This is a genomic window from Paraburkholderia nodosa, assembly GCF_001718195.1.
Classification (GTDB): Bacteria; Pseudomonadota; Gammaproteobacteria; order Burkholderiales; family Burkholderiaceae; genus Paraburkholderia; species Paraburkholderia nodosa_A.
In genome coordinates this window covers 127,338-148,575 of record NZ_MCNV01000007.1, presented here as the reverse complement: position 1 = coordinate 148,575, position 21,238 = coordinate 127,338, and the positions used below count along the sequence as shown (strand labels likewise).

General features: G+C 56.2%; 22 protein-coding genes. 8 read left to right on the top strand and 14 right to left on the bottom strand.

Going from position 1 to position 21,238, the window contains the following annotated elements; translation table 11 throughout:
* Window positions 1–22 precede the first annotated feature (22 nt).
* The 4 genes from BFD71_RS42835 to BFD71_RS14850 all read right to left on the bottom strand — a co-directional run bounded on the left by BFD71_RS42835 (window position 23) and on the right by BFD71_RS14850 (window position 1,952).
* Entirely contained in the window at window positions 23–250 is a 228-nt protein-coding gene (locus BFD71_RS42835) for a tyrosine-type recombinase/integrase (protein ID WP_176732890.1), read from the bottom strand.
* A gap of 22 nt (window positions 251–272) precedes the next feature.
* Entirely contained in the window at window positions 273–1,181 is a 909-nt protein-coding gene (locus BFD71_RS40510) for a hypothetical protein (protein ID WP_141710673.1), read from the bottom strand.
* A gap of 45 nt (window positions 1,182–1,226) precedes the next feature.
* Window positions 1,227–1,502, bottom strand: a complete 276-nt coding sequence (locus BFD71_RS39120; protein ID WP_083245269.1) for a site-specific integrase — start codon at window positions 1,500–1,502, stop codon at window positions 1,227–1,229.
* 198 nt (window positions 1,503–1,700) lie between these two features.
* Window positions 1,701–1,952, bottom strand: coding sequence for a helix-turn-helix domain-containing protein (locus BFD71_RS14850; RefSeq protein WP_069265052.1), 252 nt, complete (start codon window positions 1,950–1,952; stop codon window positions 1,701–1,703).
* Between the two features lie 753 nt (window positions 1,953–2,705).
* On the opposite strand from BFD71_RS14850, the gene BFD71_RS14845 reads away from it, so the two are divergent.
* Window positions 2,706–3,143: a hypothetical protein gene (locus tag BFD71_RS14845; protein WP_069265050.1), complete on the top strand. Its 438-nt coding sequence runs from the start codon at window positions 2,706–2,708 to the stop codon at window positions 3,141–3,143.
* A 155-nt stretch (window positions 3,144–3,298) separates the two neighbouring features.
* On the top strand, window positions 3,299–3,823 hold the full coding sequence (locus BFD71_RS14840) for a hypothetical protein (RefSeq protein WP_069265047.1): 525 nt from the start codon (window positions 3,299–3,301) through the stop codon (window positions 3,821–3,823).
* Window positions 3,824–4,217: 394 nt separating this feature from the next.
* Here BFD71_RS14840 and BFD71_RS14835 read toward each other — a convergent pair whose 3' ends face one another.
* Complete coding sequence (locus tag BFD71_RS14835; RefSeq protein ID WP_069265045.1) at window positions 4,218–5,693, bottom strand: PIN domain-containing protein; 1,476 nt, start codon at window positions 5,691–5,693, stop codon at window positions 4,218–4,220.
* Window positions 5,694–6,094: 401 nt separating this feature from the next.
* Here BFD71_RS14835 and BFD71_RS14830 point away from each other — a divergent pair, with 401 nt between their 5' ends.
* The 4 genes from BFD71_RS14830 (at window position 6,095) to BFD71_RS14815 (ending at window position 10,246) form a co-directional block, all read left to right on the top strand.
* On the top strand, window positions 6,095–7,129 hold the full coding sequence (locus tag BFD71_RS14830; protein WP_083245268.1) for a LysR family transcriptional regulator: 1,035 nt from the start codon (window positions 6,095–6,097) through the stop codon (window positions 7,127–7,129).
* A gap of 161 nt (window positions 7,130–7,290) precedes the next feature.
* Window positions 7,291–7,665 (top strand): response regulator transcription factor, encoded by a 375-nt coding sequence (locus BFD71_RS14825; protein ID WP_069265042.1) that lies wholly within the window; start codon window positions 7,291–7,293, stop codon window positions 7,663–7,665.
* Between the two features lie 161 nt (window positions 7,666–7,826).
* Window positions 7,827–9,605: a PAS domain-containing sensor histidine kinase gene (locus BFD71_RS14820; RefSeq protein WP_256094726.1), complete on the top strand. Its 1,779-nt coding sequence runs from the start codon at window positions 7,827–7,829 to the stop codon at window positions 9,603–9,605.
* Window positions 9,602–10,246, top strand: coding sequence for a response regulator transcription factor (locus tag BFD71_RS14815; RefSeq protein ID WP_069265037.1), 645 nt, complete (start codon window positions 9,602–9,604; stop codon window positions 10,244–10,246). Before BFD71_RS14820 ends, BFD71_RS14815 begins: the two co-directional genes overlap by 4 nt.
* Window positions 10,247–10,329: 83 nt before the next feature.
* Here BFD71_RS14815 and BFD71_RS14810 read toward each other — a convergent pair whose 3' ends face one another.
* From BFD71_RS14810 to BFD71_RS14790, 7 genes are all read right to left on the bottom strand, one after another.
* Window positions 10,330–11,655 carry an MFS transporter gene (locus BFD71_RS14810; RefSeq protein WP_069265034.1) on the bottom strand — a complete coding sequence of 442 codons (1,326 nt, stop codon included), beginning with the start codon at window positions 11,653–11,655 and terminating at the stop codon, window positions 10,330–10,332.
* A 142-nt stretch (window positions 11,656–11,797) separates the two neighbouring features.
* The gene (locus tag BFD71_RS14805; protein ID WP_069265032.1) at window positions 11,798–12,448 is read right to left on the bottom strand and encodes a response regulator transcription factor; all 651 of its coding nucleotides are present in this window, start codon (window positions 12,446–12,448) and stop codon (window positions 11,798–11,800) included.
* Between the two features lie 244 nt (window positions 12,449–12,692).
* Window positions 12,693–13,229, bottom strand: a complete 537-nt coding sequence (locus BFD71_RS14800; protein ID WP_069265029.1) for a carboxymuconolactone decarboxylase family protein — start codon at window positions 13,227–13,229, stop codon at window positions 12,693–12,695.
* Between the two features lie 93 nt (window positions 13,230–13,322).
* Window positions 13,323–14,351 carry an alpha/beta hydrolase gene (locus BFD71_RS14795; protein WP_069265027.1) on the bottom strand — a complete coding sequence of 343 codons (1,029 nt, stop codon included), beginning with the start codon at window positions 14,349–14,351 and terminating at the stop codon, window positions 13,323–13,325.
* A 75-nt stretch (window positions 14,352–14,426) separates the two neighbouring features.
* A complete protein-coding gene (locus BFD71_RS42830; protein ID WP_083245288.1) occupies window positions 14,427–14,729 on the bottom strand; it encodes a DUF3331 domain-containing protein in 303 nt (100 codons plus the stop codon).
* 149 nt (window positions 14,730–14,878) lie between these two features.
* Entirely contained in the window at window positions 14,879–15,901 is a 1,023-nt protein-coding gene (locus BFD71_RS39110) for a LysR family transcriptional regulator (RefSeq protein ID WP_083245267.1), read from the bottom strand.
* 196 nt (window positions 15,902–16,097) lie between these two features.
* Window positions 16,098–16,436, bottom strand: a complete 339-nt coding sequence (locus BFD71_RS14790) for a response regulator (RefSeq protein ID WP_176732889.1) — start codon at window positions 16,434–16,436, stop codon at window positions 16,098–16,100.
* Between the two features lie 237 nt (window positions 16,437–16,673).
* On the opposite strand from BFD71_RS14790, the gene BFD71_RS14785 reads away from it, so the two are divergent.
* Complete coding sequence (locus BFD71_RS14785; RefSeq protein ID WP_256094725.1) at window positions 16,674–17,930, top strand: sensor histidine kinase; 1,257 nt, start codon at window positions 16,674–16,676, stop codon at window positions 17,928–17,930.
* A 49-nt stretch (window positions 17,931–17,979) separates the two neighbouring features.
* Here BFD71_RS14785 and BFD71_RS14780 read toward each other — a convergent pair whose 3' ends face one another.
* The gene (locus tag BFD71_RS14780; RefSeq protein WP_069265025.1) at window positions 17,980–19,296 is read right to left on the bottom strand and encodes an MFS transporter; all 1,317 of its coding nucleotides are present in this window, start codon (window positions 19,294–19,296) and stop codon (window positions 17,980–17,982) included.
* 228 nt (window positions 19,297–19,524) lie between these two features.
* Complete coding sequence (locus tag BFD71_RS14775; RefSeq protein ID WP_069265023.1) at window positions 19,525–19,893, bottom strand: BON domain-containing protein; 369 nt, start codon at window positions 19,891–19,893, stop codon at window positions 19,525–19,527.
* 438 nt (window positions 19,894–20,331) lie between these two features.
* Here BFD71_RS14775 and BFD71_RS14770 point away from each other — a divergent pair, with 438 nt between their 5' ends.
* Entirely contained in the window at window positions 20,332–21,132 is an 801-nt protein-coding gene (locus tag BFD71_RS14770; protein WP_069265021.1) for an SDR family NAD(P)-dependent oxidoreductase, read from the top strand.
* The last annotated feature ends 106 nt before the right edge of the window (window positions 21,133–21,238 follow it).

The following is a 21,238-nucleotide window of genomic DNA, read 5'->3' as shown; positions in this document are numbered from 1 at the left end:
ACTTGCGCGTTTGGCTCGCTTCTCAACTCTCATGATGATCGTCTCCTACGTTACAGGACATCAACACCGATCTGCTTCGTACTGGATTGTCTTCGACGTAACGTGCGGTTATCGCAATCGACACATGGCCCATCAGCGTCGATGCGGCCTTGGTGTCCACGCCTTTCTCAATCAAGGTCGTCGCAAACGTGGGGCGATCCGAATGGCTCGAATCGCCCCAAATACGAGCCTTCGATTCGAACCAATGCAAAGGTACTGATCGACCTAGTTCATTAGTATTCGCGAATTTCGATAGGTTCGATATGGGCTGCTCTCAGCAGAACGTTCAAATTCTCAACCACCGTTCCACGTAGTTGATTCAACTTCCGAACCAAGTCGGTATCTCTGACTTCAATCACTTCCTTATGCTGCACAATCCCGCCGTCGCTCAACGCTTTGGTTGCAACCGTCCGGATCTGCTGTAACGTACTCTTGACCACCTTGATTTCTGCGGAGACGACTTTCGGCGGCCGAGACTGATCGATTAAGAGGCCAGATTGATCCTTCAAAACTCCAGACGTAACTGCGCTTTGCAGTAGTGATATCGCGCCGACAAAGTCTATTGCCCGGTTCTCGAGATGGAATGCGGTCCTAATCGCGGGGCGATCAAATGCGACCGCGAGCATCCGGAGGTAGTGCTCATCTTCGGAGTATCGTTGCCTGTATCTCAGAACGTTGTCGTAATAGCGATAGAGAAGATTCTCATCGCCATTCAAAAATTCAACGTAATCATCCCAGAACCAAAGGGAAACCTTCATCAAGCTATCGCCATCGTTAAGGCTTCTAACGTGATCTTGTAGGTCAACATCGCGTGGCCCCGTCGTTGCAATCACAAATCTTGAAAGCTTTTTTTTAAACGAATTGGCAGCTTCGATTTCAGCGTCAATTTCGCTTATCGTGAGCGTATTCGAAGGCACCAGCTGCCCCTTCAATTTTGTCCTTCGCTTTTTACATTGGACGCCGGTTTGCTCTTTCGCATGGTAGTTGTAGCCAAAGACGTCTACACCGGACTGACCTTGTCCTTCTCTACCATTCCGCTCCGCATAATCATCAGCCCACTTGCGACGACAAACGTCGAGAGTAATTAATTCGAAATCTTGCCAATAGCTTGGCGGCGGTATTTCTACGAACACGTTACCCATAAAACGCCTTTAAAAATTTTAATGTCAATATAGTGCAACTTCGATTTACAGAATACTGGCGCTAATCTGCTTCAATCGTACCGGATTGTCTTCAACGTAGCGACCCGTCACCGCAGTCGAAGCATGGCCCATCAGCGTCGATACCGCCTTGATGTCCACGCCCTTTTCGATCAAGGTCGTCGCAAACGTGCGACGACCCGAATGGCTCGATGCGCCCTGCATAGGAGCCTTCGAGTACATGCGATGGAACAACTGCTGTAGCGTATTCGGTGTGAACTGCCCGCCTTTCGACGGTCTGGACTGCCCTAGCGCCTTTGTCATGCCGGCAGTTGAATGCAGCGATCATCGCATCGGGCAACCGGTAAACAACAGTCGCGATCTGCCGAGTCGCGAAATCATCGAACAAGCAGCGGTATGCCTGCCAGGTGACCTCCGGCGTGGAACCACGCTGTGCAAGCCAAGCTCGTGCGGAAGTTGATGTTTTCCCCGATCCGTCGATGAGTTGCCGTCGTTGCCGCCTTACACTCGGCGCGCCGATTTTTTGTGATCCTGCAACAGCGATGCTGGCTCTACCCCCAGAGCGTCAGCGATACGCTCGATGTTATAGATCGTCACGTTCTTCTCACTGCGCTCCAACATCCCAACATACGTACGATGGACGCCGGCCCTCTCTGCAAGGGCTTCTTGCGAGAGGTCCAACTCGATGCGTCTTCGTCGAACGTTAGCGGCGAAGATGGCAACCAGGCGGCACTGTGTGGGGGCAACGGACATTCATCGAATATCCGTCGTTGCATACTATGATTCTACATACTAAGATTAGCATTTTCATTGTAAGCACCAGATGTGCAAGCCGTTCTGCACTCGTGCTCATGGTAGATACCCAGCACACCCATGCTTTTGACTCAGACGACTTGGGAAGAAAAGAATCCCGTACGCCGACAACTAGTCAGCCCCTACAACGCCTTCCGATGCGTGGCGGTCTCCGGCGAATCACCTTGCTTCTTGATTCAGCACACCCACGAGGACATCGAGGACGATCAACTACCCGTGGGCACTTACCTTGTGACAAAGGCCGAGGACGTTCTCGAAGTGGTTGCGCAACTCGAAGCCGGGCGCAGTCGCGTTTACGCATTTCAGACACGACCAAAGGGGGACGAGCGATGTGTCATGAATGCGATTGCTGACATCAGGAGCTATTGCGAAGACGGCGTGACCTGGTTTTCATATGTGACCACAGACGGCATCATTACTCCTTGCCTTCCATGGCAGCCTCGTGCGAGTTCCGATCACCAATTGAAAGTTGAGTGGTCGTCAAAGCGATAGCCTGGAGTCAAGGGCAGCGTGCCGTGTGGGCCATCACGTGGTCATGCGGCATGTTGGACGCCTGTCGTCAAGTGAGGCCTGAACTTTGACGTGAACTTAGCGTTCAGGTGCCCACGGTATTTTTTGTCGTGGCGAACCCGGACTCGATGGGGGAAAGGGCGTACGTTACGAGCGCAGCATAGACGTTTGGAGGGCCATGCAGTGGTAACGAAGAATGAATTGCATGGCACCCTGCCGGCGACCTCGTTCCGTGACGAACTGCTTGAGAAGCGGTGGCCTGACAATCATCGAGTTGCCGAACTGGCCGGCATGGCGCCCGGTCCGGAAGCCGCAACGTACGCGATCCAGGCGCAAGCGAGCGGTGACCTGCTGGGGGTGTGGTCTGCGCCTCGGCATTGCTTCCTTTACCCGGACTTCCAGTTCCACCGCTCAGGCGCCATACGGAAGGACGTTGCCGGACTTCTCGCCGTCCTGCCGAGCGAAGACGATGGCGCAGGCTGGAGACGGACATTCTGGCTGTACTCGCCGCATGCGTTGCTCGATGACCGGACGCCGGCGGAGGTATTTATCGACGATCCGATGCGGGTAATCGCTGTTGCGCGAGAGGAATTTCTGGGCGACCGCGAGGCGACCTGGTGAATCATCAACTGACCTCGCCAGCCCGCGCGACCGACAGGATTTCAATCTCGCGTATGGCTCGGACTCTGCGGACCAGCGTCCGCGGCACGTCGAGGTGGCAATGAACAGCAGACGGCCCGCGGGCCGCTACTAGCAGCATTTTCCGAGGGGGGACCATGACCGTGCGACTCATTCAGAATGGCCGTGAGTATCGCGAAGCCCGACAGGCACTCCTTGATCTGCTTGGACTTAACCCGGCGCCCGGTACGCCCGAGGACGAACGGCTGCTGGCACTGGCGAGCGGTGTAGAACGCTACGAGGTGCAGCATGTTCTGGATCTGCCCGCCGGCGCCCGGCGGACGCTGGTGGCGAAGCGCTGCTGGAGCAGTGACGCGTTCGGGCCCCACCGGTTTCTGCGGCCCGCATGGGAACGACGACGGCTGCGTTTTGCGTTGGGCCTGCACACCCCTCTGACCCCGGGGGACCTTGAGGTTCTGCAGCGAGTCGTGCCTGTGATCGAGGATGCAGGCAAGCCATACGCCGTGCGGATCGCGGACGTGCCCCAGCCCTTGCAGGAAGAACTGCGGGAGTGGTGGCGGATGTGGTCGTTGCCATTGTTCAACCCAGATGGCGGCGGCGACTGCATCTATGTGTGGGACTGGTCGGACTGGCTCGACGGGCGGGTTCCTGATCTCCCTTAAGTCTCCGCGGCCGCAGGACGGAACAGCGGCAGCGTTCCCCGAGGGCGCGAACCATGACCGTGCATCGCGTCGAAAATGACGAGGAAGTGCCTCGTGCCACTCAGAACCGTCTAGATCCTGGTTGACCTCGATCCGGCGCCCACAGCCTGCACGGCTACCGGTCGCGTTCCGGATTGACCAGCCGCTCGACGCGCATGCGCCCCGGCGGCTCAAAGTACGTTCCGAAGCGTAGGGCGCGTCCTCAATTCGGGCGTGCGATGCCGACGTAGATCTCGACGCGCCGTTCTCGCTGCTGTTGCTATCCCAGGTGACAAAGCAGGCTCAACCATTTGTCTGGTGGGCCGACTGTGCCCACTTCGGCGCCATTCGCGACTCAACTCGGACAACGCTTACGTCACTGCAGTTCATTGCCGATGGTTCGAGGCAATCGGAATAGCTCTTCACGTACCTGATCAACCGTGTCGCCACGCGAGATCTGGATACGCACCGGGATGACCAGTTCAACCCGCTCAGGCATGTTTGATGCGTGTGCCAGGCACCGTATTGCGCCGGTAACGTTGGCTTCCACTTCGGAGGCCGGTCGAAAACTTATCTCTGTGGCATAAGGTTCGTGCTGGTGGCGAAATTCGTCGCATTCCAGCACCCACTCCGTCGTTCTCTGTTTCGGACGATGCGGTTTCCAGTAGAAGGCATTGGGATCATGGCGCCGTTCCTTCCATAGGCCCGTCAGATCGACGGCATCACCTTCAAAGTTCCGCGCGAAGTAGTCTTTCGCAGCGTTGATGGCGATAAAGCGATCTGCAATATTCACGTACGCGCCGGCCGGCGGCGTTGGCGGCAGGGTGAATGAGGGTTTTTCTTGATCGGTGTCTTCTTCATCGCCGCGTCGCAACGGTACACCGAAAACGATTCCACCCTCGGCCTGGAAAGTGACAAGCAGGTTGTTCGCCGACTGCTGGCCGGTATTCCCGAGTTCAAGCATGAAAGTTGAAAGAAGATCACCGTTCAAACGATGGTGGATCGTCGTCAACTCAGACCGTATCTGCTGCAACCACGCTGGGTACGCCTTCTCCTGATAATGCTTAACCTCACGGGCATCCGCAGGTTGCCACTGCTCCAGAGGGTTCAGACTTCTGCTCACCAGATCGAACATGCTCCCGTTTTTTCGCACAGGGGCTTCCTGCGGGAAAACTGTCGTCATCGGAAACTGAACACTAAATTCGTGCGCCAGCAAGTCAATCTCCGCTTCTGTCAGTGCGGGAAAAAGCGTTGTCTGCGCCGAGACCCGTTTGTCTGGGTGATCGGGCAAAGTAAAAGCAAGCTCGGGATGCTGCGACGACAGGCGAGCGACGCTTTTGCGAAGCTCGTCGATCGTCTTGTCGCGGTCGTCCTTTTCGGGCGGCAGCATCCATTGCTCTGGCAGACGCTGGAAAGGAATTTTCTGCGACTTTGCGGTTGCAAGCGCAGCCGTGTCATTTGAAATGAACGTTACCCGGTCCTCGCTGCGTCGCCGTCGCAACCAGAGTACTTCCGCCACGATCTGGTCGTCGGGGTTTTGTAGATCGAGTTCGGGGAAATCCTCGGCCCTGATTCCCGGCATCAGCAGTTCAATGCTGACGGTGCGCTTTCCAACGGTGATGGTGATCAGGTTGTCGTCGGAATCAATCACCTGCGCAAACGTGCTCCACGCTTTGCGCGCTCTCGAAGCACGGCGGGCGTTACCGCCATCCTTGTGACGATCGATTTCACGCTGCACAGTGCGTGGCACCGCGACCATGATAGCGAGCTCCTCCGTCGCAAGCGACCAGTCGAGCGTCTGAAAATCAAGGCATTGCAGGAAGAAGTTGGTGTCGGGAACAAAAATATGCATGGCGCGTGCGATTGTCGGCTGGCCTTTTGGATCGACAGGATAACGCTTTCTGGCACTCCGTAAGGCAGCAAGACGGTGGACGCGACTGTATGCGCTCGACGAAGCGAGCGCTTGCGTCCTCGGTTCGCAGTGAGTCGGGTATCAGACAGGCACTTTCCCCCCTGAAGTTTCTTTGCCGGGCTGACGAGTTATCGCGGTACCGAGACAAGGCCGTTCCCAATATACGAACCGGTTTCTCGCTGTGGGTACCTGAGCGGCGGCCGTATGCGCATTTCAGCGCCGCATTGAGTGTTCTAACACCATCGTATAAGGACGAGTTTCCGAGTATCTGATGTTGCGACTGCCCCTCGCTGACTAGACTGTCCACAACATCTCATGACGCAACGACCTTGGAGAATCGCATGGACCGCACCCTGCACGCGATGTCAGTGTTTAGCCACGTCGCCAGAACTGGCAGTTTCACCGCTGCAGCAGAAACTCTCGGAATCAGTGCTGCTTCCGCCAGTACGCTCATTCGGCAGTTGGAAGGGCATCTCGGCGTGACCCTTCTCCAGCGTTCGACGCGCTGCGTCCGCACGACCACGGAAGGCGATGAGTATCAGGAACACTGTGAGCGAATTCTAGGCGAAATCGAAGAGATGGCGCAGTACCTTAACGGAGCCGGCAAGGTCGCACGGGGACGGCTCTCGGTTGACGTTGATCAGGAAGTCGCCGACAGTATCCTGCCTCTCATGCCGACATTCCGATCGGCCTATCCAGAGGTTGGGCTGCGGGTGGATGTCGGCGGTGAAGCAGAGGGGCTAATTGCGAATGGAGTTGATTGCGCGGTAGTGGTCGGGAATCTTTCCGATTCGTCGCTGCGTAGCCGGCGCGTGGGGGAGTTTCGAGCCATAACGGTCGCGAGCCCAGCGTATCTGGCAACAGTTTCGTTTCCAGCTCGCCCCGAAGATCTTGAACACCTCGAGGTAATCCACTACAGCCCTCGCCGCTTCGGCCCTGCTCGCGAGTTTCGATACTCGCTGGACGGTGCCGAAACCAAAATCCGGTTGTCCGAGAAGATATCGGTTGCAGATGCGCGCTCAGCGGTGAGGTATGCCGTCGAGGGCTTTGGCATCGCGCAAGTTTGCGAGAGGATGGTCGCAGAGGATCTCGCGGCTGGACGACTCGTCAGCATTCTCGACGACTACGCACCATCCCCGTTGCCTATTTCAGTGCTGTATGCCGATCGGCGACAAGTCCCGATGTCGATTCGCGCGTTCATTGACTGGATCCAGGGAAAGCTTCAACAGAGACCGGAAGCTGAAGTGCGTGTCGCGTCCGTAGTGGACGCACCGGGCATGGGCAAGCCCTACTGGAGCGCAGAAGGGCACCTTGTTCCACTGCGAGTGCCGTCGAGAGCACTGGACCGTGTCAGCACGTTCGTCGCGAATGCTTGAGCCTGTGGCGTATCGCCTTAACCTGACTCGCAGCATAGGTGTGCTTATACACAAGTATAGTTTTCGCAAGCACGTCGGGGGCATAGGATCGCGCTCGGACCTCGACCTTGCACGCGCTCATGTTTGATACCCAATGGACTATTGGTCAAGGACCGTGTTGTATGCCTAACTTAGGTGTTGTTTCGATTGTCGACGATGACCGGTCGTTGCGTAACGCAACGAGAAGCTTGCTCAGATCGTTGGGATGGGAGGTTCGTGTCTACGAATCCGGAGAGGCATTTCTGGACGCCGACACGGTCGTGGACGTTGCCTGCATTGTTTCAGACGTGCAAATGGGGGGCATCACGGGGCTGGAGATGTATGAAATCCTTCTCCAGCGCGGTCCCGCCCCACCCATCATCTTCATAACGGCGTTTCCATCCGAGGCGACGTTCAGACAGGCCCAAAAACTCGGCGCAATCTGCGTGTTCAGCAAGCCGATAGACCCAGCCAAGATTCAACAGCGTTTGGACGAACTCGTTTCGGACGACGACTGACGAATTGATTAGCCAATTCGCTCCATTTACCAGGTTAGCCTATGGATGATGATCGTCAGCGGAGCCGTCTGCGCACACTGCGAGCCGGTGCCAATAGAGCGCAGTCCAACTGTGCCGATGATGGTCGCGTCAAGTCCGTGAGTGAAACAGAGCGAGCAGCGATGAAACGGCGACGGCTGATCTATTCGATCGCAATCGTGCTGGGCATCACAGTGTTTTCGATCGATGTGATGATGCCGGTCAATGTCGCGGTCGCCGTACTGTATGTCGTCGTTGTATTGATGATTGCATCGGTGGCCTCACAACTGTTGACGATCGCAGCGGCTTGGACATGCGTCTCGCTCACGGTACTTGGATTTCTGCTGGCCCCAAGCGATCAGACTGCGCCGGCATCGCTCGCGCGGTGTGTGGTCAGCGTGCTTGCGATCATCACAGTGTCAGCACTCGCGCTGCGCAATCAAAGCAGCAAGGGTACGCTGCAAAAGCAGATTGATCTTTTGAATCTCACTCATGATGCAATCGTTGCCTATGACCTAGAAGGTCGCATTGCATTCTGGAGTCAAGGCGCACAGCGCCTGTATGGGTGGCATGAAGCGGAAGTGTTGGGCAAGGATATCCATGAGCTGACACAGACCGACTCTGCGCTTCCAATTGCGGAACTCATGAGGGGCGCTCTGGAAACTAGTGGCTGGAAAGGTGAGCTAACCAAGAGAGCGAGGGATGGACGCTCTGTCGTGGTATCGAGCCGCTGGAACGTATCGCGCGACAAATGGGGGCAACCTGTTGCGATACTCTCAACGGACAGCGACATTACTCAGGCAAAGTCTCTTGAAAGTGAATTGCGGCGTCAGAAGGAAGAGCTCGCTTCGATCGTCGATGCGATTCCGGCAATGGTCTGGAGTGCGTCGGACGCCGGCCTGCTTCTTTATCGTAATCAGCGATGGTCCGACTGTGGAGTAGACGTCGGTGATGATGCAACTGCATGGCGCGACATTTTGCATCCGGAAGATTTCGACGCCTTCGAGACCGAATGGCGAAATGCGCTTGCGACCGGTGAGAGTTTCGAGGTCAGCGCGAGGGTGCAGCTCATTAGTGGTGAATATCGCTATATGATTATTGGCGCGGCGCCCCTCCGAGATGCAGATGGGCGGATTCTGAGATGGTACGGCGTAAACACGGATATTGAAGAGCGTCGTCGCGCCGAACTTGCCTTGGAGAAATCTAGAGCCGAGCTGGCCCACGTTACACGCATCACAATGCTTGGCGAGTTGGCTGCTTCCATCGCCCATGAGGTTACGCAGCCGCTGGCGGCGATCGTTACCGCAGGCGAAGCGGGCCTGCGATGGCTGAATCGCGAGGTGCCCGATCTCGAAGAAGTGCGCTATGGCATAGAGCAGATGACTCACGACGCGAGGCGCGCGACGGAAATTATTCGACAGATCAGGAGCATGGCAAAACGGCGCGACCCGGACACCGTCGTACTTGATCTCAACGCAGTGGTCGAACAGTCCGTCGGTCTTGTACGTCGCGAACTTCAGAGCCACAGCATAGAGGTGTCTCAATCGTACGCGACCACGTTGCCTGTCTGTGGGGATCGCGTGCAACTGCAACAGGTCATTATCAATCTACTGATGAACGCGATTCAGGCGATGTCTAATGTGGCCAGCAGCGAGCGTCGGCTGGTTGTGTCAACACAGTTGCTGCACGACGGCCTGGCTCAGGTCAGTATTGAGGACTCGGGCCATGGAATTCCTGAGGAACATGCCGCGTCGTTGTTCGCGCCGTTCTTTACGACAAAGAAAGAAGGGATGGGAATGGGGCTTTCGATTTGTCGCTCGATTGTTGAGACTCATAGAGGTCGGATCTGGGCACTGTCACATAAAGGAAGAGGTGCATTGATGCAGTTCGTTCTACCCCTGCAAGAGGAGGCGACCAAATGATCCAGCGTACAGATCACAGTGCGGGGGGCACCATCGTATATGTGGTCGACGACGACGATTCCATTCGCGCCGCACTTGCAATGCTGTTCCGATCGGTCGGTCAGAGGGTAGAACTCTTTGCGTCGACGCAAGAATTTCTGGACTTCGAACGCCCTGATGTGCCGAGCTGCCTGATTCTTGATGTTCGACTCAAAGGGCAAAGCGGGCTTGCTCTACAGGAGCAGATAATCGCTGCTGACGTCGAACTGCCAATCATTTTTATAACGGCTCACGGCGATATAGCGATGTCAGTGAAGGCGATGAAAAACGGCGCTTTTGATTTCCTTGCAAAACCATTCAGAGACCAGGATATGCTGGACGCGATACAAAGCGCGTTGTTGAGAAACGAGGCAATGCGCAAATCTCATAGCAGAACGGCGGATATTCGACGTCGCTACGAAACGCTTACACCCCGTGAGCAAGAGGTCATGAAATACGTGGTCTGTGGACTATTGAACAAGCAGATTGCAGCTGAGATGGGACTAAGCGAGATCACGGTAAAAATTCATCGTGGTCAAGCCATGCGCAAAATGGAAGCGCGTTCCCTTCCTGAACTCGTGCTTAGTGCAAATGCGCTTGGACTACATCGCCGGGAGGAATAGTCGGGCATTTTCGTTGTGGCGTCATGGCAGGGAGCTAGCGCCAAAATCGCAGCGCCTGACTGCTGGCGCCGCAACTGACCTTGTTACCGATTGACGAGGTGCTTGGGCAACAGCAACGTCAGGCAGAGGCCGGAGAGCAGGCAGGCGATCATGCACGAGACAGGAAGCGCAAAGCCGCCCGACGATTGCTTGAGAATCCCGACGACGTACGGCCCGAAAAAACCTCCAATGTTTCCGATGGCACTAATCCATGCAATCCCACTCGCGGCCGTACCCGGTCCAAGTACGGCGGTTGGCATTCCCCAGAAAACTGGGGGCATGGAAAGCAGCCCTGCATTCGCGATGCATAGTGCCATAACCGTCAGCCAGAGGTTGTCACGCCAAGCCAGTGACAGTGCGAGGCCAGCGGCGGCGATCAGGAGCAGAGCAGCCGTATGCAGTCGTCTTTCCCGACGGCGATCTGCATTGCGTCCCACTGCAATCATCACGACGACCGCCACCGCGTTGGGCAGTGCGGCGATCAGGCCAATCATGAAAACGCCCTCCACACCAAGCGATTTGATGATGGTCGGTGCCCAGAGCGTGTAGCCGTAGATCCCAAACACGTCAAGAAAATAAATCAGCCCAAAGATCCAAAAGACCCAGCTTGCGAACATCTCATTGTGATTCGCGGTGGCAGCGATCGCGCGATCCTCGGCAAGCATTTTGGCGAGATATGCCCTGTCTGCGTCCGTCTGGTGGCGACTTGCAGTTACGTCATCCTCCAGATATGTCCAGCAAAGCCACGCGGCACCGAATGCCGGCAACGCTTCGACGACGAGCATCCACTTCCAGCCAGGGAGTGCCGCTACCCCGTCCAGATACTCCATGATGAACCCGCTTAGCGGGGATCCGATCAACCCGGCTAGAGGTAGCGCAGCGTAAAAGGCGGATAGCGTTCTCGCACGATGGAATCGGGGAAACGACTGAGAAATATAGTAAACAATTCCGGGGACGAGGCCGGCCTCTGCGACGCCCAGCAGATACCGCATTACATAGAATTGCTTCGGTGTCTGAATGAATGTGGTCAAGACTGACACGATTGCCCACGAGAAGATAATGCGCGTCAGCCACCGCTTGGCGCCGACCCGCTGCAGGATCATGTTGCTAGGAACTTCAAACACCACGTAGCCCAGCGCAAAAGTGCCCGCCCCGAAGCCAAACACTGCATCTGTGAAACCCAGATCGAGGCTCATCTGGAGCTTCGCGAAGCTCACGTTTATGCGATCGACGTACGCTGCCACATACGCAAACATGAAGATGGGGAGGACCCGAAGTGCGAGATGCCTGGCGATGCGCTCTTCCCGAATCCCGTCCCCCATTCTCTCCGTCTCCACGGAGGCGGTTGATCTCGTGGCGTTCAAATCCAAAGCGTTTCCCCGATCATTGAAACAAAGAAAAGTGTTCCCGTTTGTGCAAATATGTTGAAACAGTCTTTGTGATAATTTTATTGCTGTCGACGTACCTGGAAACGTCGCCATCGTGCCGACCGCGCTGCTGACTATCCGGCGATCAGCTCTCTGGCATGACGGGCAACTGGATGCCAAGGGCCCCAGTTTTTCTCACGAGATCGGCAAGGGAAGACGCATTCATCTTTTTCATGACAGCTGCGCGGTGCAACTTCACTGTAATTACGCTGACGCCCAGCCATGCCGCAATTTGCTTGTTCAGTGCTCCACTTACAACGTACGCGAGTACCTCCCGCTCACGGCGGGTCAATTGCTCATACGCGCGTTTGAGCACGGTTTGAGTCTGCATCCGCTCACGCCGTCTCTGATCAATGACGAGCGCGCCATTGACCGCATCGATGACATCCTGGTCAGAGAATGGCTTCACCAGAAAATCGAACGCGCCGCCTTTCATTGCCCGTTTGCAGATATCAACATCAGCAAATCCGGTAATGAAAATAATAGGAATATCCGGTCGATCGGTGACTTGTTGTTGAAATGCCAGGCCGCTTTCTCCCCGTAGCCGGATGTCCAGCAGTAGACAACAGGGAGCATCGGCCAATGCGGCCGCCCGAAACTCCGCGGTGCTCGCGAATGACTGCGCATTGAGGCCGACAGAGAGAAGAAGATGTGAAAGCGAGCGTCGAATACCTTCGTCATCGTCAACGATATAAACGGTCGAGACGAATTCCAACCTTCCTGGACCGGATGACATTGCACAAACTCCACAGACGCATTCTTTGAAGATCGCGGAACGCGGGCGAGAGACATTACGCAAGCACGTTGTGGTCCTGCAAAAGCGATTGAAACGTGCCAGCTCCACGGCCAGCTGATGGTACACGAATCAACATGTAGCCGTACTGTAATCCAGGCACGATTGCACGACGAAAAGCGTCATGTTTTCGGACAGGGATACACAGAGATGCCGTGAGCGGCACGATAGTGCGATGGCACTTGTATCAATCGATCTTCGGAAAATCGAGAGCTGTGTCGTTGACGCGGTTTACCAGATTGGTAAAGGTGATCGAAGTAATGACCAGGAGAATCTCGATCACCTGGCGTTCGCTGTAGCCGGCTGCAAGTAGGGCTTCCAGAACGTTCGCAGGGACGGTATCGCGACTCGCGACTACCATTCGTACGAATGCAAGCAGTGCATCGCGACGAGTGTCTCCTACCGCCTTGCCAGCGCGGATATTCTTCATGATATCGGGCGTGAGGCCAGCCATTTTGCCAAGCATCGTGTGCGCAGCAAGGCAATAGTCGCATCCGGACAGGGCGCTCACGGCAAGACGGATCGCTTCGACGTCCGCAGCCTCAAGTGAGCTTGCTGAGATCACCGCGTCGACGTTCAGCATCGCCGAAAGTCCTTGCGGGCTGTGCGTGCCGATGGTGGCATATGCGTTGGGGACCTTGCCGAGCGCGGCCTTGATCTGGCCGAATATCGCCGCGGCTTCACCGGTAGCCTCGCCAGGCTTAAGCGTTGTCAATCGTGTCATGAAAATCTCTCCTTGGTGTTGGATGCTGGCAGGGATGGCCAGTTGAGGAGCGAGCGGCGACGAAGTTGACGTCGCCGCTGGGACGCTGGCGCGTTACTTGTGAAGTTCTTGGCGCAGCATCGCGTTGGCCTGGCCAATCGCTGCCCGCGCGGCCGGTGTATTTGACAGCGCGTTGAGCATCACGAAGTCGTGAATGCTGCCGAGGTAACGCACCGCAGTAACGTCCACGCCGGCCTGCATGAGCTTATGAGCGTAGGCCTCGCCTTCATCTCTCAGGACGTCGTTTTCGTCAGTAATCACGAGTGCGGGCGGCAGACCCTGAAGATCTGCAATCGTTGCCTGCAGCGGAGACGCCGTGATTTCGTTGCGCTTGGATGCATCGGGCAGATATGCGTCCCAGAACCACTTCATCGCGTTCTTGGTGAGCCAGGGACCCTGGGCAAACTCCTTGTACGAGCCGTCCTCGAAGTTCGCATCGGTGACCGGATAGAACAAAACCTGGAACCGGAACTTCGGGCCATGGCGTTGCTTGGCAAGAATGCTCACTGCAGCCACCATGTTGCCGCCGACGCTGTCGCCCGCGAGTGCCATGCGCTGAGGATCGACACCCAGCTCTTTTCCGTGTTGCGCAACGTAAGCAGTTGCTGCGTACGCTTGCTCGATGGCGGTGGGATAGCGGGCTTCTGGCGAGCGCTCATAATCGACGAAGACCACTGCCGCGTCTGAGCCGTTAGCGATTTCGCGCACCAGCCTGTCATGCGTTGCTGCATCACCCAGCACCCAGCCGCCGCCATGAAAATACATCACAATGGGCAACGTACCAGCGGATTTTTTTGCCGGCTTGATGATGCGGACCTTCACGTCACCGGTAGGTCCTGCAGGAAAGGTGCGATCTTCGACACGGGCCGGGAGCTTGGAAACGGGGGCGCTTTGCGCGCCCAGTAGCACGTTGCGCGCATCACCTGGCGACAACGTATAAATCGGCGGACCCCCTTTCGCCGTCAACGCATCGACGAATTCGCGAGTTCCCTGTTCCAGGACCGGATCGGCCCATGCCATGGTGGCGGGGATTGAGCTGGCGAGCGCCACGGCAAGTGGTAATGCAGACATGATTCGCTTCATGAATTATCCATTGGTTATACTAATTGAGGTAAGTCGATGTTATGGCTTTTTGATAGGAAGATAAATTGACCTTCCTTAAAAACTGATTTTGCTCGCGAGTATCATTCGATCCCAGTTCGCAGGCAAAGAGTTCCGTTTCACCCGAGGGCGAAACACCTCGTCGCCCTTATAAATAGGGGTGCCTGTCAAAACACAGAGAGCATCCCGCTTGGCGTAAGCAAGCCGCCATGTTTGCTCGCCGTAATGCCCAGAGCATGCGTCACTCCAAAGCACCGTCAGTGCGCGAGAAGAGGGTCTATCGAGTACAGTCACACAGCGCGGAGGCGTCTGGGTCGGCGTGACGGCGACTTGTCGTGACGAAACCCCGCGCCGACGCACATGTATCCTTAGTTCACGGTCATAGGCATCGTTGGATGCTGTGATGGCGGTCGGCAACAGCAGGCTCACTAGTGCCCGCTGGACAATGTGTTCTTGTGTTTCCAGCACCGTGTGCTCCTAAAAAGAGGCGACAACCTGGCGGTTTTATGTCAGGCTGCAATTTCAGTTGCTGACCCGACGAAAGAGGATAGGCTGGCCTGATCAGCTGATGCAATGTGACACGTCGGCCGTTGAGGTTTGTCACGGCTAAACTCGGGCGCCGCTGTATTGCGCCGATGCGCATGAGACTTGAGGCTAGCGGCCGTCCAGTCCATGAACGCGTGTAGCGCCATCGACACATGTCGCTGATTAGCATAGACACAGGAAATCGGCGATGCCATTGGACGATGATGAACGAGCACTTCTTCTAGTCGCCCCGAGCGCAGGTGCGGTAGCGCAATCGGCTCGGAGATCTGCGCGAGTCCCGCGCCGCCAAGCACGCATTGCAGGACAGCCGCGGCATCATTCAGGCAGAGTCGTTCAGACGCCTTGACCGTCACATCGCTTCTATCTCCCGCGAACCGGAGAGGTCTGGGGTTGCCAAAACGGCGCGGCGAGTAATGCACGACATCGTGATCTCCAAGCGCCTCTGGACTGTTTGGCGTAGCGCGTCGTGCGAGGTAAGCGGGGCTGGCAACGGTCACTGTCCGCACGACGCCCAAGTGGCGACATTTGAACGATGAATCAGAAAGGTTGCCCACGACGATTGCACAGTCGACTCCGTTGCTAATCAAACCATCGGGCTCGCCGCCCACAGCGATCTTCAACTCAACATTGGGATAGGCTGCGCTGAATTCGGATATTTCGGGGAGCAGCACACAAGCTACCTCTTGATCAATGTCGACGCAAAGACGCCCTTGCGCGACATGGCGGGTGCTTCTCAGTGCTTGGGTCATGTCGTCAATCTCAGCGAGGAGTCGTACGCAATGTTCGTAGTAGTGTGCGCCCTCGGCCGTAACACGCATCGCGCGAGTTGAGCGGTGCAGCAAAGCGACGTCGAGATACGATTCGAGCTGACGGACTACTGTGCTTACAGACCCGGTGGCGACACCAAGCGCTTCCGCAGCAGAAGTGAAGCTACCTAAGCGAGCGACATGCACAAAAACCGACATCGCGTGTAGGAAACGATCCATTTTTTCACTCCGCCGAAGGTCAATCTGAATTTGGTTAACTCATTCTATTTGGCGGATTTTTGAAACACCATTGGACCGGTGGCAATGTCTGCCTATACCTTTGTATAAATACATCGACCGTAAAAAGCGGGGAACGAAACTGGTATGAGAATTGAAAATAAAATGTGAGATCGGCGATGTGATATGGTTTGTGTGCCTATCTCAATATGTCGACAACAAGGGCGACGAGGTCTTCGGGATCTATCGGCTTTTCGAGAAGCGCCACGCCGTATCGGGCTGTAATCAAACGGTCATGGGCCGTTACATTGCCAGATACGAAAATGAAGGGCGTGCGAGTCCCTGCCATGCGTAACTGCGTGAGCAGGGCTGTACCGGACATTCCGCGCATTTGGACGTCGCACACGATGCAGTCTGCCGTGTGCTGGATCTCGGAGGCCAGGAAGGCTTCGGCGGAGTCAAAGGCATGCGCATCGTGACCAAGCGAGCGTACTAGCGCCGTGGTCGACAACCGGATCGAGCATTCGTCATCAATCACGCAAACGTTTTTTGGCGGCACGAATTTTCTCGCAGACGCCCACCTCAGAATCGAGGGTTTGATTAGGCGTGGCTTCATATAGCGCAGACTAACTTGTGGCCGAGCGGGAAGGCACTATCCTAAGGTATAGTGGCGGCTGTGCTTTGGTGCGGAGTATCCGTTTTCCCGAGTGGGAAACTGCGTGCGCCGATGTTAATTCATTCCATCGCCTGATATCTCCTTTCCCGGATGCCGAAGATGAATTTCTCCTTCTCCCACGATGATGGACGATTTGAGGAAGAGAGATCGTTGCAATTCGATCTGTCCAACTATCAGCTCTTCCTTTCGGCGCCCATTCCGATTATGGTTGAAGACTGGTCGCGCGTTTATCAGGCGATCATGGATTTACGCCACAGTGGCATAACGAATCTCGATGTGTGGTTCGATTCACATCCACAGGCCGTGGCTGACTTGAGGGCATTGCACTCTTTTGTCGAGGCCAATGATGCCGTTGTGGAGCTTTTCGAAGCGGGAACGAGAGCTGCCTTTTTCGAACGCGCAAAGCAACTGCTTCCTGCTGACCGCACTAGCAACATCGCCGTTTATCGGGCAATGTTCGAGGGGCGCGATGCGTGTCAAGGCGAGCGCACACTGGTGACGTTTTCGGGCAAGCGGGTGCCGATCGTATGGCGATGTTCCCTTCCGAGGCATGAGGACGGTTATCGTCGGCTCTGTTTCTATGGATTTGACGTGACCGCACAAAAGGAGAGCAACGATCGCATGCAAGCAATGCGAGCGGAAATGGCGCGATCAGCGCGCGTCTCGCTGTTCGGCGAAGTAGCGGCCTCAATCCTGCATGAAATCAGCCAACCGCTTTCGGCCACACGCACCTCTGCAGACGCCGCGTTGCGATGGCTTCAAAACGACTCACCAAATATCGGACAGGCTACCGAAGCTATCCGGGATTCAGCACGTTGGGCGCGAGATGCGACCGAAATCTGCAAAAAGATTCGTGGCTTCCTCGGCAAGGTTCCAGTTCATTCCGTCTCGTCATCAGCAAGTGGCGTCGTCGAAGCAGCGTCTTTTTTGATTTCGCCGGAGGCAAATTCAAAAGCAGTCGTTATCGACAGGCGCCTGGACGCAGATCTCTCGATCTTCGCTGATCCTCTCCAGATTCAGCAGGTTCTTGCGAATCTGCTGCTGAACGGCGTTCATGCGATCGACTCCGCCGAAGGCGGCGAGCGGCGACTTACTGTTGCCGCGAGCAGGAGCAGTTCGGATGAGGCGCTGTTTGAAGTAAGAGATTCGGGCGCTGGCATGACTGAGGAAACGCTTTCGTCGCTCTTCCAGCCATTCTTTACAACCAAGGCCTCCGGCATGGGAATGGGGCTTGTCGTTGCGCGTTCTATCGTCGAAGCCCATGGAGGCCGCATCTGGGTGGAGAGCAAGCCCGGTTTCGGGACCAGCTTCTTCTTTACACTGCCCATATCCGAATCGCCTGGCGCGACCCTTTAGCCGCCGGGTTAGCCGCGCGCATGCGATGGGGCTGGGACGTCCCCTTTTGCTATCGCATCCCGTGATCGGGTGCCCGTCGAAGGTATTGTTGCGCGGTCAGCGCGACAACCGATGCAAAGATCACATACCAAGCTGTCTTTGCACCAGATCCTGTTGCGTGCACGATGGCGGACGCAATCAGCGGAGTTGTGCCTCCGAATACTGCGACGCCCGTCGCGTACGAGAAGGCGAGACCTGTGGCCCTGTTCCGAGCGGGAAATTTCCGAAGGATAAATGCGAGGGTCGGGCCGCCGCCGAGTGCAGACAAAGCCGCGACAGTTGAAATGGCGATCACGCCGATGATCGGGGAGTGATGTCCTGAAAGCAGTGCGAAGACAGGATAGACGGCGATCGCCGTGGCTGTCCGGGCGATGACAATCATCATCCCCGTGCCAATCTTGTCTGCCAGTGCGGCACCGATCAGCGACGCCAGCAAGGTCGCCGCACCGATGGCAGATGCCATCGCGAACGAGGATGACGGTGAAGGCGACGTTCCTGAAAGCCCAAAAGCCGCGACGTAAATCACAACATAGGTCGGGACTGTGCCGCCAAAGACCATTCCAACGGAGCATAGCGAGTGCTTGATCCAGCTTCTCGTTTCGCTTGTAGCTAATCGTGTATCTGATTCATGCGAAGGGATGACTTCCTCTATCGACCGTCGCAGATAAAACTGTACTGGGAGAAGAACTGCTGCGAACGCAAACGGCAATCGCCAGCCCCACGCATGGAGGTCGGCTGCGGGAAGACACTCCACAAGTGCCAGGCCTGAAATTCCGGCGAGGAGCTGTGCCGCCCCTTGGGCCGCCACCTGGTATCCGGCCCCCATCGCGGGGCGACCTGCTGGTCCGCGCTCGACCAGGAGCGCAGTGACCGCACCAAGTTCCCCACCAATTGCGAAGCCCTGGATCATCCGGCAAAGCAGGACGACCAACGACGCTGGCAGACCCACCGCGTCGAAGGATGGCATTACCGCAATCGCGAGACTACCAAGGGTAATAAGGCTCCCAGTAATTAACGCCGTTTTTTTGCGTCCGCGACGATCAGCGTAGCGGCCTAACGTGAACGCGCCAAGAGGGCGTGATAGATAGCCAGCGGCAAATGTGGCGAGTGAAAACTGCAAGCCGTCGAAGAACGTCCCTTGGGGGAAAAACGCCCGGCCGATATATCCTGCGAACATCGCATAGACAAAAAAATCGAAAAACTCAACGGTGTTTGCCAGGACGAGACCGACGATGTTCGCCGAGGTGAGACGTGCTTCGGGCCGCTTGATGGCGCTGTGAGACTTGCCTTCGGTTGTCAGGTCGGTCTGAGGAAGGAAAGTATTCATGCTTTGCGCTTCGGGAGCGCTTGGTCAGTTGGGGAGTGGTGACGCTTCTAGGTGCTGGACACGGTACCGGAATGATAAAGGCCAATTCCACGATAAGCGCGATCGGATTTTCAAAAAACTACGAAAACAGTTTCTTTGAGATCTGCATTCTCAACCAAGTGGATGGCATGCGAAGTGCTGGGGGCGTGCGCACATTCTCACACGCGACGCCCCCGACATCAACTGCGTTTAGTGTCCCGCTTCTCCCGGCACGAGATTGTTTGTCACCGACGTCACGCCTTCGATCTGCGTCGCGGTATTGCCAGCAAGTTGGACCTGTTCGGTGTCCGGTACATATCCGGACAAACTGATGACGCCATGCCGTGCCAGAACAGTGATGTTGATGGTTTGCAGCCCCTTCGTTTTCGTCAGTGCAGTGCGAACCTGTTTGGCAAGAGCGCGATCGGCGGCACGCTGAGCCTTCTTTTGGCTCTTCGCGCTGTCTTGTTGCGCGACATGCGTTGCAATCGGCGGCGAGTAATTTTCTTCGGCAGCATGAGCGGGGATGCCGAACGCGAGATAGGTCACATACAGGATGGAAGCAAGCGACTTCTTCATTTGAGACTCCGATGTTTGAGGGGGAGATCTTGAAAGGCGGAGGGTGTTGATGCCCGAGGAAATGGTACGCATGTCGACAACCACGCTCAATGGCTCAGAGCCGAATACAGCATTCACAGATTTCGAGGGAGTGAATATAACTGCGTCTTTTTCAACCTATCGACAGTTCTGCGGCGCCTCACGGGATCTCACGCACAGGCTTTAGATTTCTCATAAACGCGGTTCCTCTTTGTGTTTGACGTCTCACCAGTTTTTTCCGATGCCGCTTGAGTCTTCAGGGAGACTGAATTCTCTTTATGCTCGCGACCCGTTGATCCGCGCAGCCGTGGGCCAATAGACTTCGACGCATCAGATAAAACAGATCCGGCCACTGTGTCTTCTATGTCCAGTGTTCCCCGTTGCTGTCTAACACACCTAAACGTCTTGGAGAGAAAAATCATGGTACATGCACAACCAGGTACCGCGCTGATCACGGGCGCATCGTCAGGTATCGGCGCTGTTTACGCAGAGCGTCTCGCCCAACGCGGCTACGACCTGATTCTCGTCGCACGCAATCGCGACAGGCTTGACCAGCTTGCACAGCGCATTGGCAATGAAACTGGGCGAACGATCGAGACAATCGTGGCAGACCTCGGTGATCGAAACGCACTCGCGGTTGTCGAGACGAAGCTCAAAGAAGACGCGAACATCAACCTGCTCGTGAACAATGCTGGCGTTGGCACACATAAGACGCTACTCGACAGCGACGCCGATGCCATGACGAAGATGATTGAGCTCAACGTGACGGCGTTGACGCGTCTGACTTACGCGGCCGCCCCGCAGTTTGCGGCGCGTGGCACCGGCGCAATCATCAACATTGCATCGATTGCTGCCATTACCCCCGAACTGCTTAATGGCGTCTACGGCGGTAGCAAGGCGTTTGTTCTGGCGCTGAGCCAATCGTTGCATCACGAGCTGGCCGACAAAGGGGTGCGGGTTCAGGCCGTGTTGCCTGGCGCAACGGCAACCGAATTTTGGGAGATCGGCGGTCTTCCGCTGGAAAACCTTCCCAAGGAAATTGTTATGTCCGCTTCCGACATGGTGGATGCCGCATTGGCGGGTTTCGATCTCGGCGAACTTGTGACGATTCCGTCCTTGCATGCGATCGCGGCATGGGACCAGCTCGAGACATCTCGCGGCGCATTGGCAGCCCAGCTTTCCAACAACACCCCGGCTCCGCGATACGTCGTCGGGCACTAACGCCTGTTGACCTTCATCTCCCGACCAGGTTGTCTCCCGTGAACCGCATGATCGGCTCGGAGCGGATGGCTGGGCGGCATGCTCGTGGATGACGAACGCTGGCAAG

Excerpts from the sequence above, each read along its gene's own strand:
- BFD71_RS40510 (WP_141710673.1), bottom strand. The coding sequence starts at position 1,181 with ATGGGTAACGTGTTCGTAGAAATACCGCCGCCAAGCTATTGGCAAGAT.
- BFD71_RS39120 (WP_083245269.1), bottom strand. The coding sequence starts at position 1,502 with ATGACAAAGGCGCTAGGGCAGTCCAGACCGTCGAAAGGCGGGCAGTTC.
- BFD71_RS14850 (WP_069265052.1), bottom strand. The coding sequence starts at position 1,952 with ATGTCCGTTGCCCCCACACAGTGCCGCCTGGTTGCCATCTTCGCCGCT.
- BFD71_RS14840 (WP_069265047.1), top strand. The coding sequence starts at position 3,299 with ATGACCGTGCGACTCATTCAGAATGGCCGTGAGTATCGCGAAGCCCGA.
- BFD71_RS14835 (WP_069265045.1), bottom strand. The coding sequence starts at position 5,693 with ATGCATATTTTTGTTCCCGACACCAACTTCTTCCTGCAATGCCTTGAT.
- BFD71_RS14830 (WP_083245268.1), top strand. The coding sequence starts at position 6,095 with ATGGACCGCACCCTGCACGCGATGTCAGTGTTTAGCCACGTCGCCAGA.
- BFD71_RS14825 (WP_069265042.1), top strand. The coding sequence starts at position 7,291 with ATGCCTAACTTAGGTGTTGTTTCGATTGTCGACGATGACCGGTCGTTG.
- BFD71_RS14820 (WP_256094726.1), top strand. The coding sequence starts at position 7,827 with ATGAAACGGCGACGGCTGATCTATTCGATCGCAATCGTGCTGGGCATC.
- BFD71_RS14815 (WP_069265037.1), top strand. The coding sequence starts at position 9,602 with ATGATCCAGCGTACAGATCACAGTGCGGGGGGCACCATCGTATATGTG.
- BFD71_RS14805 (WP_069265032.1), bottom strand. The coding sequence starts at position 12,448 with ATGTCATCCGGTCCAGGAAGGTTGGAATTCGTCTCGACCGTTTATATC.
- BFD71_RS14800 (WP_069265029.1), bottom strand. The coding sequence starts at position 13,229 with ATGACACGATTGACAACGCTTAAGCCTGGCGAGGCTACCGGTGAAGCC.
- BFD71_RS14795 (WP_069265027.1), bottom strand. The coding sequence starts at position 14,351 with ATGAAGCGAATCATGTCTGCATTACCACTTGCCGTGGCGCTCGCCAGC.
- BFD71_RS39110 (WP_083245267.1), bottom strand. The coding sequence starts at position 15,901 with ATGGATCGTTTCCTACACGCGATGTCGGTTTTTGTGCATGTCGCTCGC.
- BFD71_RS14785 (WP_256094725.1), top strand. The coding sequence starts at position 16,674 with ATGAATTTCTCCTTCTCCCACGATGATGGACGATTTGAGGAAGAGAGA.
- BFD71_RS14780 (WP_069265025.1), bottom strand. The coding sequence starts at position 19,296 with ATGAATACTTTCCTTCCTCAGACCGACCTGACAACCGAAGGCAAGTCT.
- BFD71_RS14775 (WP_069265023.1), bottom strand. The coding sequence starts at position 19,893 with ATGAAGAAGTCGCTTGCTTCCATCCTGTATGTGACCTATCTCGCGTTC.
- BFD71_RS14770 (WP_069265021.1), top strand. The coding sequence starts at position 20,332 with ATGGTACATGCACAACCAGGTACCGCGCTGATCACGGGCGCATCGTCA.